The sequence below is a fragment of the Clostridiisalibacter paucivorans DSM 22131 genome, assembly GCF_000620125.1.
Classification (GTDB): Bacteria; Bacillota; Clostridia; order Tissierellales; family Clostridiisalibacteraceae; genus Clostridiisalibacter; species Clostridiisalibacter paucivorans.
In genome coordinates, this window is the sequence record NZ_KK211075.1 from 1 (window position 1) to 12,459 (window position 12,459).

At 31.6% G+C, this 12,459-nt stretch carries 14 protein-coding genes; 3 read left to right on the plus strand and 11 right to left on the minus strand.

Annotation, left to right across the window (positions count from 1 at the left end; genetic code table 11):
• The first annotated feature begins 416 nt into the window (after positions 1 to 416).
• Positions 417 to 611 carry a helix-turn-helix domain-containing protein gene (locus Q326_RS0114865; protein WP_026896070.1) on the plus strand — a complete coding sequence of 65 codons (195 nt, stop codon included), beginning with the start codon at positions 417 to 419 and terminating at the stop codon, positions 609 to 611.
• Between the two features lie 91 nt (positions 612 to 702).
• On the opposite strand, the gene Q326_RS0114870 is transcribed toward Q326_RS0114865, so the two are convergent.
• The 6 genes from Q326_RS0114870 to Q326_RS0114895 all read right to left on the minus strand — a co-directional run bounded on the left by Q326_RS0114870 (position 703) and on the right by Q326_RS0114895 (position 6,262).
• Complete coding sequence (locus Q326_RS0114870; RefSeq protein WP_026896071.1) at positions 703 to 1,761, minus strand: copper amine oxidase N-terminal domain-containing protein; 1,059 nt, start codon at positions 1,759 to 1,761, stop codon at positions 703 to 705.
• A gap of 77 nt (positions 1,762 to 1,838) precedes the next feature.
• Complete coding sequence (locus Q326_RS0114875) at positions 1,839 to 2,948, minus strand: sodium ion-translocating decarboxylase subunit beta (protein ID WP_026896072.1); 1,110 nt, start codon at positions 2,946 to 2,948, stop codon at positions 1,839 to 1,841.
• 21 nt (positions 2,949 to 2,969) lie between these two features.
• Positions 2,970 to 3,356, minus strand: a complete 387-nt coding sequence (locus tag Q326_RS0114880; RefSeq protein WP_026896073.1) for a biotin/lipoyl-containing protein — start codon at positions 3,354 to 3,356, stop codon at positions 2,970 to 2,972.
• 20 nt (positions 3,357 to 3,376) lie between these two features.
• Positions 3,377 to 3,679: an OadG family protein gene (locus Q326_RS0114885; RefSeq protein WP_026896074.1), complete on the minus strand. Its 303-nt coding sequence runs from the start codon at positions 3,677 to 3,679 to the stop codon at positions 3,377 to 3,379.
• Between the two features lie 15 nt (positions 3,680 to 3,694).
• Positions 3,695 to 5,068 carry an oxaloacetate decarboxylase subunit alpha gene (locus tag Q326_RS0114890; protein WP_026896075.1) on the minus strand — a complete coding sequence of 458 codons (1,374 nt, stop codon included), beginning with the start codon at positions 5,066 to 5,068 and terminating at the stop codon, positions 3,695 to 3,697.
• Between the two features lie 15 nt (positions 5,069 to 5,083).
• A complete protein-coding gene (locus tag Q326_RS0114895) occupies positions 5,084 to 6,262 on the minus strand; it encodes a pyridoxal phosphate-dependent aminotransferase (protein ID WP_284071450.1) in 1,179 nt (392 codons plus the stop codon).
• A 225-nt stretch (positions 6,263 to 6,487) separates the two neighbouring features.
• Here Q326_RS0114895 and Q326_RS0114900 point away from each other — a divergent pair, with 225 nt between their 5' ends.
• The gene (locus tag Q326_RS0114900; protein WP_026896077.1) at positions 6,488 to 6,925 is read left to right on the plus strand and encodes an Lrp/AsnC family transcriptional regulator; all 438 of its coding nucleotides are present in this window, start codon (positions 6,488 to 6,490) and stop codon (positions 6,923 to 6,925) included.
• A 172-nt stretch (positions 6,926 to 7,097) separates the two neighbouring features.
• On the opposite strand, the gene Q326_RS18075 is transcribed toward Q326_RS0114900, so the two are convergent.
• The 3 genes from Q326_RS18075 to Q326_RS0114915 form a co-directional block, all read right to left on the minus strand.
• Positions 7,098 to 7,541: a D-Ala-D-Ala carboxypeptidase family metallohydrolase gene (locus Q326_RS18075; protein WP_051531539.1), complete on the minus strand. Its 444-nt coding sequence runs from the start codon at positions 7,539 to 7,541 to the stop codon at positions 7,098 to 7,100.
• 83 nt (positions 7,542 to 7,624) lie between these two features.
• Complete coding sequence (locus Q326_RS0114910; RefSeq protein WP_026896078.1) at positions 7,625 to 8,599, minus strand: dipeptidase; 975 nt, start codon at positions 8,597 to 8,599, stop codon at positions 7,625 to 7,627.
• Positions 8,600 to 8,630: 31 nt separating this feature from the next.
• Positions 8,631 to 9,833, minus strand: a complete 1,203-nt coding sequence (locus Q326_RS0114915; protein ID WP_026896079.1) for a DUF819 family protein — start codon at positions 9,831 to 9,833, stop codon at positions 8,631 to 8,633.
• Between the two features lie 169 nt (positions 9,834 to 10,002).
• Between Q326_RS0114915 and Q326_RS0114920 the strand changes: the two genes are divergently transcribed.
• Complete coding sequence (locus tag Q326_RS0114920) at positions 10,003 to 10,545, plus strand: helix-turn-helix domain-containing protein (RefSeq protein WP_026896080.1); 543 nt, start codon at positions 10,003 to 10,005, stop codon at positions 10,543 to 10,545.
• A 95-nt stretch (positions 10,546 to 10,640) separates the two neighbouring features.
• Here the strand turns inward: Q326_RS0114920 and Q326_RS0114925 are convergent, their stop codons facing one another.
• Complete coding sequence (locus Q326_RS0114925; RefSeq protein ID WP_026896081.1) at positions 10,641 to 11,009, minus strand: PH domain-containing protein; 369 nt, start codon at positions 11,007 to 11,009, stop codon at positions 10,641 to 10,643.
• Between the two features lie 92 nt (positions 11,010 to 11,101).
• Positions 11,102 to 11,809, minus strand: coding sequence for a M48 family metallopeptidase (locus tag Q326_RS0114930; RefSeq protein WP_245592121.1), 708 nt, complete (start codon positions 11,807 to 11,809; stop codon positions 11,102 to 11,104).
• Positions 11,810 to 12,459: the final 650 nt, after the last annotated feature.

The following is a 12,459-nucleotide window of genomic DNA, read 5'->3' on the forward strand; positions in this document are numbered from 1 at the left end:
AAAGAGTAAAATATATAAGCATAAAACAGCCTCTATTCCATTTAGGAAATGCGCTGTAACCAATGGAAGAAGGGCAATACAGAAAATGCTAGGTGATAGATGTGCAAGTAACCTAAAGCTAAGCTTTTAAAGATATCGTTTCTAATAATATTAAATACAGGATATCTATGCCCTAACGGTCAGTAATGAGGATATAAAATTGAAATATAACAATGTCTAAAATAATTTCGCCCTAACGGGTGTTAAATACATAAATTTAAAACCTAAAAATCAATAGTTATTGGATGATTAAATCTAAAGAAAAATAATTGCCAACTATTACTTGACAGTAACATTTTATTCCATCAATAGAAACCATTCCTTTGTTATGATATTATTAAATATGTATATTCTTAATATATATTGAGGTGAATTGTATGTTTTTTAACTTTAGAAACAGAAATAAAACTATAAGAGAACTGAGAAAAAAACAAGGCTATACTGCTAAAGAATTGGCTATCAAAATAAAAGTAAGCACCAGCCTTATTTCTAAGATAGACAATAGAAAGCTAAAACATATACCTGAACCACTCAAATCAAAATTGCTACCATCATTAAAAGGAAATAAGTAAATATAAAAAAAGTAGTTGGCATTTATACAAACTACCAACTACTTTTTTTACTTTTGTCATTGACCTAATATTAAGCCTTAAAGACCCCTACTTACTTTACTATAATTTTCTTTGCATTGGAAATAGGAGGCAGACTCCTTGTAACAGCTAAGTCATGAAATACATCTACATCCATTTCCTCTTTTAGATCTTCAAATTTTAATTCTTCATTATCTTTATTGACTATTTTAGTCTCTTCACTTATATTTAAAACCATTCCATTCATTCTATCACCAATCAGAATTTGGCTATTTTTATTGGTCATAATTTTAGTAATCTTTCCTGTTTTTATATCTATTTCATCTAATACTTCTATTCTCTTAGCAGGTGACTGTGGAGGTATGCTATATGTTATCATAGGTCCATAAAAAGTCCTTACTCTATCACCTTCATTTAAGTCTTCTATATCCAACTTTTCATTTGTCAATGGATTTACTATTTTTGTCTCATCTCCAATATATAATTTGATTTGACTTTTCTCTTCACTCCCCAATATATTTTCCTCTACCAATATGGAAATATCTTTATCTGTTTTACTTATAGAAACAATATCTCCAACCTTAGTTGACAACAAATCATCTATATTTGAAGATTGATCACTGCGAATATTTATAATGCCCGTCTCATCAGTACTTACCTGTGCCCTCAATACATCCTTTACAAATTTTAGAGGCACATAAGTATTGCCTTCATTAATTTCTGGTATAGTTCCTAACTGCATTGGTGCCATTCTACCAAAACTATAATAATCCTCATCTACTTTTACCATAATATATTGATTTTCTTTAATCAATTCAATAATCCTCTTTTCACCATTCCACTTTACTTCATATCCTAAAGCCTTACCTAATCTTCTTAAGGGTATCATTATATCCCCATCTTTACTGACATATACCCTTGTTTCTTTTAGGTCTAATCCTTTACCATTTATTACCATAGTAAAATCTGTGTCTAAGTCCATTGGACTATCATCATTTGTAGTAACTATTTTAGTAGTGGTCACAGGACCATTTATCTCTTTTTTATTTGGATTATATTCAGCTGATACAATTGTACTAGATACAAATACTGTTCCTGCTATTGTCAATACAACTATATTTTTAAATTTCATTTTATTCTCCTCCTAATAACTTTTGTTTTACTACTTTAGACTCAATCCAAATAAAAAAGTTCCATTTTAAACACATATTAAAACATATTAAGTAAAATACCTGCTGCCACTGCTGAACCTATAACCCCTGCTACGTTAGGTCCCATCGCATGCATAAGTAAAAAATTTGATGGATTTTCTTCTTGTCCTACCTTCTGTACAACCCTTGATGCCATAGGCACTGCTGATACCCCCGCTGCCCCTATCATTGGATTGATTTTCCCATTACTTAATCTATACATAATCTTACCAAATAGTACCCCAGAAATAGTTCCCACTGAAAATGCAACTAACCCCAATGCAACTATCAATAATGTACTCTCTTGTAACAGAACATCTGCAGTAGCCTTGGCTCCCACTGTTATTCCTAAAATTATGGTAATTATGTACATAAGGGAATTCTGAGCTGTTTCTGCTAGTTTAGGTACTACTCCCGATTCTCTTATAAGATTGCCAAACATCAACATGCCAATCAACGGTGCCGATGATGGCAATAATTTTATCGTAAATATTGTAACCACTATGGGAAATATTATTTTTTCTTTTTTACTAACTGGTCTCAATTGACTCATTTTTACTTGTCTTTCTTCTTTGGTTGTAAGAAATCGTATAATAGGTGGTTGAATTATTGGAACCAATGCCATATAGGAATATGCTGCCAATGCAATTGGCCCCAACAAATCAGGTGCCAATTGACCTGTTAAAAATATAGCCGTAGGTCCATCTGCTCCGCCTATTATGCCTATTGATGCTGCTTCCTTCAAAGGAAATCCCAACAATACTGCACCAATAAGAGCAAAAAATATTCCAAACTGTGCAGCAGCCCCCAACAAAATACTCTTTGGGTTTGCTATTAATGGCCCAAAATCTGTACTGGCCCCTACACATAAAAATATCAATGGCGGATAAATTCCCCTCTTAGTGCCTTCATATAAATAATTTAATAATCCATCTTCAGCCATTAATCCCGTCCCGGGTAGATTTACTAAAAGCATACCAAACGCTATAGGTATTAATAGATATGGCTCATACCCCTTCTTAATGGCTAAATACAAAAATGCACAGGCAATTGCTAGCATTATTATCTCAGTTATACTAGTTTCCAATATACCTGTACTAGACCAAAAATTATGCAATACTTCCCCCATTTAGTGTTCATTCCCTTCTATTTAAGCTAAAGTTATCAATACTTCTTGAGCCTCTACTTGAGCACCCTTAGATATATTTATACTAGAAACTACCCCATCCTTTGATGCAATTATTTCGTTTTCCATCTTCATAGCCTCTAATATAATCAAGACCTGTCCCTTCATTACTCTTTCTCCCTCTGTTACCTTAATATCTGTTATTAGTCCTGGCATGGGAGCAACAACAGGCTCTCCATTGCCAGGAGTATCTACATTATTTGATTCAACTTTTTTGACTGGTTTAACAGGCTCAATGGATTTAACTGGTTTAACAGGTCTTGGGGTTTTCACTTCTGGTTCTGAGGATTCTACCTTTTCAACCTCTATTTCATATACTTCTCCATTTAAATGAATTCTATATTTATCCATTTTTTTACCTCCCAATTTATTTAACTGACCTTTTTTATACTCTTAATTCTGATATTAGACATCTTATCCCTTTCACTAGAAGCTATTGCCGCAGTAAATATAGCTGCTAATACTTGATTATCTTTTATATCTATATCATTACCATCTTTTTTATGATTAGTTTTATTCTCAACAAAGGATATATTGCCTTTGCTTTTTCTATCCTTAAATACAACCTTAAACCCTTGCAATATCATCGATATACAAAACAAAGTAATAAATACAACAATCATACTTACTGCTGTCACATTTAAACTTTTAATTATATCTGACATAGCTAACATTTTTATACCCTCCTTTTAATCTATAGATAATTCAATATGATATACTTCTGGTTCTCTATCTATCAAAAATTTCTTAGTAATCTGTGGAAATAAAGCATAAGACAGTATATCTTCTTCAGACTTATATAATCCCTCTATCTCCTCTTTATATTTATCAAAGGCATCTTCAAGCAAATCTGCTGGTCTTTGGGTTATTACTTTTTCATCTCCTATAATTTTTTTCTTAATATTTTCTTTTATAGGTGCTGGCGATTTTCCATAATATCCTTTAACATAATCCTTAATCTCTTTTGGTATCATCTTGTACCTATCCCCTGTCAGTACATTCATCATAGATTGTGTACCAACCATCTGACTCAGTGGTGTTACCAATGGAGGATATCCTAATTCTTCTCTAACCCTTGGTATTTCAGCTAAAACCTCTTCATATTTATCCTCTGCATTCTGAGATTTTAATTGGGATAAAAGATTAGAAAGCATTCCTCCTGGAACCTGATAGATTAAAGTCTTTGGTTCTGTTTCTAATACCTTAAGATTTAATGTGCCATCTTCTATATATTTTCTTTTAATAGGTTTAAAGTACTCTGCTATCTCCTCTAATAGATTTAAATTAAGTTTGGTATCCCTATCAGTTCCTTTATATGCCATGACAAAGGGTTCTGTAGGTGGTTGTGATGTCCCTGTTGCAAAGGGACTTATTGCTGTATCTATAATATCTACTCCAGCCTCTATAGCCTTCATATAAGACATTTGTGCTATTCCACTAGTACAATGATTGTGGAACTCTATGGGTAAGTCTGTTATCTTCTTTATAGCTTTTATCAATTCATAGGCCCTATATGGAGTCAATATACCTGACATATCTTTAATACATATAGAATCGGCACCCATATCCTCCATTGCCTTTACCTTTTCTAAATAATAGCTTTTTGTGTGTATTTTACTGGTGGTATAAGATATAGCACATTGACAATGGGCACCTGCTTTTTTTGTGGCCTTAATCGATGTCTCTAAATTTCTTATGTCGTTTAATGCATCAAATATCCTTATGATATCAATTCCATTTTCTACAGACTTGTAAATAAATTTTTCAACTATATCGTCGGGATAGTGCTTATACCCCAATATATTCTGCCCTCTTAAAAGCATTTGAAGTTTTGTATTTTTTACTTTAGACCTAATTTTTCTCAATCTTTCCCAAGGGTCTTCATTTAAATATCTAAGGCAAGCATCAAATGTAGCTCCTCCCCACACCTCCATGGCATGGTATCCCACATTATCCATCTTTTCTAGAATAGGTAACATTTCTTCAGTTTTTAATCTCGTTGCTATCAAAGACTGATGTCCATCCCTCAAAGCAGTCTCTGTAACTTTTAATTTTTTCACCATTATCACCCCATCTATCTATTTAATAGCCTCTTCTATCCTTTTCAGACCTTCTTTAATATTTTCTAAACCAGTTGCATATGATAACCTAATATAATTATCGTTTCCAAAACCTATTCCTGGTATTACTGCAACCTTAACAGTATCCAATAAATACTGTGCAAAATCCATAGATCCCTTTATTTCTGTTCCATTTAATTTTTTACCTATTATTTTGGATATATTTACCATCACATAAAATGCCCCTTCTGGTCTTCTACATGATAAGTTATTTATAGAGTTTACTTTTTTAACCATATAATCTCTTCTGTGAATAAATGCATCCACCATTTTATCAATAGCATCTTGATTTCCACTTAATGCTTCAATACTTGCATATTGGGCCACTGTATTGGGATTAGATGTAGCATGACTTTGGATATTAGTCATTATTTTTGCTATCTCTTTATTACATGCTGCATATCCTATTCTCCACCCTGTCATTGCATAACATTTAGATACCCCATTTATCACTATAGTCAAATCTTTAATTTTGTCTCCCAATGATGCAATACTGATATGCCTTCCAGAATATATTAGTTTTTCATATATCTCATCTGAAATTATGTATATACCATTTTCTACTGCTATCTCTGCTATCTCTTGCAACTCCTCTTTTCCATAGACAGTACCCGTTGGATTATTGGGGCTATTTAATAATATTGCTTTGGTATTCTTATTTATAGCATTTAATAATCTCTCTTTAGTATATTTAAATCCGTCTTCTTCTCTCGTTTCAACCAAGACTGGCTTTGCACCAGCCATCTTCACCAGTTCAGGATAACTGACCCAATAAGGTATAGGAAGTATGATTTCATCCCCCTCGTTGCATATAGCTTGAAATGTGTTAAATAACGCATGTTTAGCACCATTTGACACAACTATATTTTCAATTTCATAATCTAACCTGTTATCTCTATAAAATTTATCACATATTACCCTTTTTAGCTCTGGCAATCCAGACGATGCCGTATATCCTATTTGACCACCTTCTATAACTTTAATCGCTGCATCTCTAATATTTTTAGGTGTATTAAAATCAGGCTCTCCTGCTCCAAAACTTATAACATCTTCCCCTTCATTCTTCATCTTTTTAGCCTTTGCTGTAATTGATAAGGTTATAGATGATGATATCTTACTATTCTTTTTAGATAACAATAGAAGCCCTCCCATTAAAATGATTTATTTATTATCACTAGAATTAACAATCTATTACAAATTCTTATAATATGCTATAATTTTATTAGCAATATCTTATTTTGAGTTCATTGTAACATGTTATTTTTTGGATGTATATGGATTTAATAAGGGATTGCATATGTTCTGCTTAAATAAAAAAAGTATATTTTTATTTTTCTTAAAAATCATAAGGGGGGCTTTTTTATGGATAATACCGACTGGGATATAATTAAGATTCTTCAAACTCAAGGTAGGATTCCCATGAAAGAATTAGGTAAAATGGTGGCTTTAACACCTCCTGCTGCCGCTGAAAGAGTTAAAAAACTTGAAGAAAAAGGAATTATTGCAGGGTATAAAGCTATTATAGATCCAAATGAACTAAATAGAACCATAAATGCATTTATAAATGTAGATATGAAAGTTGAAAAACATGAGAAGTTTAAAGAGTTTGTAAACAATAATAAATATGTAACTCAATGTTATCATGTTACAGGACCCTATTGCATGATTATAAAAGCTAGATTTGACAAAATGTCCGCCTTAGAAGAGTTCATAGGTCAAGTTCAAGTCTTTGGAAATACAGAAACATTTATTATTTTATCTAGTCCTGTTGAAGATAAAATATTGGAACCTATAAAATAGTAATCACTAAATAAATTTAGCTAGTAGTTGATTGAAGAAATCCTATGGATTTCATCGTTTAACTACTAGCTAATAACCGTTAACTACTAACTTTTATTTGTCATAAATATATTTGTCAACAATCTGAATATACCGCTACAAATCAATACACTTTCTTCTTACAAATATATATCTATCTTTTATCCCAAAAGGCATATGACCCACTGCTATAGTCACCATTTGATCTACTATCTAGATGTATATATTTATCGTAGAAACCCACTCCACCACCTAAATTGTCTTGAGCACATAGTTCAATCCATTTATTCTTTATATTATTATAAAATTCCTCAATCCTTTGTTCATTATATTTTTCTAATTCATCCAATGGAAGTAGAAAATCAGTAGCAATACCTAAAATATGCTTGCTATTGGGACTTCCCCCTACTTTTGCATTATATTCCTTTGTCCTATAACCACTACTTACTACCATTGGCCTGATATACCAACTTCTAAACTTCTGTAATCTGAATATATGATCCAACACCTGTTCGTTTAATAATATCTCAAAATTATCTTTACAAACAAACTCTCTTATATTAAAATTTTTGGTTATTTGTCCATCATATATTATCATTCTATTTCACCTTCTTTATATCATTATATGACTAATGATTCAACTGTTTGAAGAGGAATGAAAAAAACTCTGTGATTTTAAAATCACAGAGTTTTTTTTAGTAGATTGTCATAATTTTCATAAGCTATTAAATTTATTTCTTGTTCAGTATATCCCCGTTGTCTCATCCCATTGATAAGATTTAGTATATCGGCTTCTGATGACAACCCTTTTACAGTAATTGAATTGGTTATAGGGTCTGGTAATCCCACATATGATGTAGGTAAAAAGTCACAGAAATCAAAACCAAATCCAATATGTTCTATACCTATCAAATTCTTTATATAATCAATTTGGTCTATTAAACCATCTATATCCTGTCTATTTTTATCATCATTGACAAATACGCTTACAGCATTAATACCCACTAATCCTCCACTTTTTGCAATAGCTAATAATTGTCTATCATCAAGGTTTCTATTTACTTTTGCAAATTCCTTAGCATTTGAATGGGAAGCAATAACAGGCCCTGATGCTATATCAATTACATCCCAAAAGGAGTTTTGGTTCAAATGTGACACATCTAAAATCATTCCCAATTCTTCTATCTTTTCAATAGCCTTTTGTCCCAATTTAGTAACTCCATTTATATTGTTACTGACACCTGTAGCTAATGTATTTTTTTCATTCCATGTCAAAGAAGCATGCCTCAAACCTATATCTTTATAATATGACGCTATTAAATCTATATCATCTTCAATATGCGCTAATCCCTCCATTCCAATTACAATATTAATCTTATCTTCCTGAAATCCTTTATTAAAGTCTTCGTACCTCTTGACAATATTAAGCATATCGGAAGCTTCTTCAAATTCTTCCATCATTGAATTTATAATTTCCTTTGTCCTTTCCTTTGGTCTATGGAGATTTTCAGGATCAGTCCAGATTACCCATATAGCTGATTTTACTCCTGATTTTAAAAAGTTTTGATAGTGATATCTTCTAAAAACATCTTTTTCTCCATTTAATCTCCTCAAGTTTATATCAGACAATATATCTGAATGTCCATTAAATATCATATGTATATCCCCCTAAATTTCTTGTTTTGAATCAAATTAAAATATTACCCACGATAATTCCTAGATAATTACCAATAACATATCCTAATACAGAAACCAAAATCGATGGTCCTACTAAAGATGTCCAGCCTTTAGCACTTGCCATTGCAGGAGCAGTTGCTGGACCACCTACATTGGCATTTGAAGCAATAATAGCTTCTTCTAAATTAAATTTGAAAATTTTAGCTCCAACAAATGCTGTTAACATATTCATAGTTACCATTATCCCACAAAATACTAAAAGTAGAGGCGCATTATAAATAATCTCTGCTATAGATGCTGGTATACCAATTACTGACATAAAAATAGCCATAAAAAACATACCTATTTCCTCAGCGCCCTTTAATGAAGAAAAGAATTTAGGATTAAATGTTGCTAATAACATAGTTATAGTAGTCAATATAAAATACATATTTCCTAACACTGAATTTAATATCTCTAGAAACTCATTAGTTTTTGGAATAATTGCAGAGAAAACGTTTGCAAGTTCAGTAGACACCGCTATTATTATAAATGAACTAGCAAATACAAATGCAATATCTCTAATGGTAATTTCAGTCTTTTGTAACTCATTGGATTGTTCACATGTTGCAGCTATTGTTCCTATAGATTCAGCTTCATCTATTAATGGATGAGAAAAATGCTTTCTGAAAAAAGGTATGGACGGCAACGCCAATAGCACAAAGAAGTATAATGCCATCAATAAATTATCGGCAACTGTTGCAGAAGCAACAAGATCACTGGGTACATTAAAAGCATGAGATAAAGCTACAAAATTCACTCCACCACCTATGTACGAACCAGTCATTATTGTAGCTACATATTCTAATCTAGGTATATGTTCATGCAAAGCCATATATCCAATAAATGCACCTAATACAGTACCAATTCCCCCAATAACAAACATTCCTAATAACCTACCACTTTGCTTCCAAATCTTTTTTACATTACAGTTAAACAATAGCATGGGAATCGCTAGAGGAATTATATAATTCCATACATCATCGTATACTGGAGATTGTGTAGGAATAATATGTAGATTAGATAAAAGCAACCCACCTACCAAAGCAATAATTGAGCTTGTAACCTTTGATGCCCATTTGTAATTTTGCTGTAAATATATACTTACAGCAGCCAAACCAGTTAAAATGGCCCATAAGACCCATATCTGATCTGATTTAATTAAACTTTCCATAAAATTATCTCCCCCTATAAATTTAGATTTTATTGTTCAGCAATAGTATAATACAATAAAATCTTCATGTCAATATATCGAAAATATTTCGGTATATTGATATGCGCTTTGTATATTTTTACATCGTAAAATGGTATAATATTGTATAAATAACTTTGGGAGGTAGTTTATGGCTAATATAGGATCTAAAATAAGAGAATTAAGAAGAGCAAAAAACTTGAATATTACAGATCTCTCTAGTATGTCTGGTTTAAGCACTGGACTTATTAGTGAAATTGAAAGAGATAAAGTAGTTCCCACTATTACAGCAATGTTAAAAATAGTCAATGCACTTGGTGTCACTATGGGATATTTTTTTGATGAAGAAAAAGATGTGTCTGCACTTGTAAGAAAAAATGAGAGACGCACAATTATAACTGATGATAAATCAAGGATATACGAACTTCTAACTCCTACATACAATAGACAAATTGAATTTATCCTAATAAAACTAAATGGATGTACCCATAGGATTGAAGAAGCCATTTCCCATGATGGTGAAGAATGTGGATATGTTATAAAAGGCAGTATGGTTGTAATTGTTGAAGGTAAAAGACATGTCTTGCACGAAGGAGATAGTATATATTTTAATAGCTCTAAACCCCATGTTTACGAAAGCTATGACGATAATGAATCCATATCTATATGGGCTATGACACCACCTAGTTGGTGATTTGTTCAATATATAGACTTAAAAAATCCACAGATAGCCTTGATATCAAGGTTATCTGTGGATTTTTTAAGTCTGATAAAAATTTACACTCAAATTTATAAAATATGTTTCCCAATAACTTTATCTAATTTTCTTATATCAATGCCCTTCTTCAAGTTAAGCTTAAACTTACCAGCTCTAGTCCATAATTCTATTTCTGCATTAAAGTCTAATATGCCATGGGCATTTTCACTAGAATACATAACTATGGACTTAAATGGTATAGTATATACCTCTACTTTTTTTCCTGTCAGTCCTTGTTTATCGGCAACGATAATTCTTTTATTTGTTATCACTGCAACATCTCGAATAGTTTTATAGGCTACTTCCACATATTCCTCATCAACAAGGATATCATCTATATCTGATGGTATTTCCGTTTCCGATATAAATGTCCAATTCATAATTTCACTTAAATCAGCCAATACAATTGCCTCCTCTAGTTTTCACTCTCATATTTTTACTGCCTTTATATATTCTATATACGTATAAAGTTATCCTCTTCTATCAACATAATTTATAAATCCATCCTAATTCCATAATGTCTCAACCACTCCTTCCGTTCTTTATAATCGGGTATAATCTTCCCTACTAAATTCCAGAACGCTTTTGAGTGATTGAAATGTACCATATGACACATCTCGTGGACAACTATATAATCTAGTACATTAGACGGGGCCATGGAACAACGCCAGTTAAAGTTCAAATTTCTCTTTGAGCTACAGCTGGCCCATCTTTTCTTTTGTTCCTTCACTCTAACTACATTAGGTGTCAGATCAAAGTATGATTTATAATATTGTATCCTCTCTATAGCTTTTTCTAATGTCTTCTCTCTATACCATCTTTCCATAGATTGTCTTAGCTTATCTTGATTCTTTGTATTGGTCTCTATATAGAATTTCCCTTGATAAAGCCTTGTTATAGATTCCTTTATATCTTTGTTCATAATAATCTGTAATGCGTAATTCCTTCCTAAGTACATAAAGGACTCTCCATTCACATATTCTTTTTTTCTCCTTATATACTCCACATCCTTAAATTCAAATAGTTTCCGAGTAATCCATTTAGCCTTTGATTTTACTACTCTTAATATATATTCTTCCGTAGCAATCTTAGGGGCTTTAACTTTTATATTATCAGGAGGTTCTATGCCTATCTCTAGTGTCTTTCTATCCCTGTATTCTACTTCAAATTCTATTGTCTTTGTTCCATATTGAAATTTCAAATATATGACCTCCTTTCTATTTCCGATATTTTCTCAAACTTGGTCATATAAATCCCATTTTTGATTTCCATATCATTTTTCTTCTTGTAACTATTTTTTAAATATAAATCTATAGCAGAAAGATTGTCCTTGCCAGCACATACAACAATTTTATCTATATTGACTTTAAGTCCTCTATAAAATTAATCAATTTATTTGCAATACCAATCCTAAAAAAGGTAGGATGTATCGCAACTCTGTGTATATCTAATAAATTTATTATATAACAATATAGAAACATATTAAATGCCATATACCCCTTATATTTACTGATAAATCTTATAATTGATATAAAAAATAGAGCCCTTAAGTTAGTTCAATAACAATATTTACTAACTTTGAGCTCTACTTTTATTAAATATGGTACCCACTGAGGGATTCGAGGTCTGGAACTTTAATATTTAATAGTTTTTATTAGGCTTTTAGGGTCATTTTTTTAAATTGTGTCCCCAATTTTTACCTAGATTCATTAAAAGACATGCCCTAAATGCTAAGGATATGTCTTTTTGCTTGTAGTTCCTCATAGGTAATGTATAAACGATAGGAAAGGGATTGATAGAATATCTGCTACATTTGCGTTTCAATTCCTCATAGGTAATGTATAAACAGTA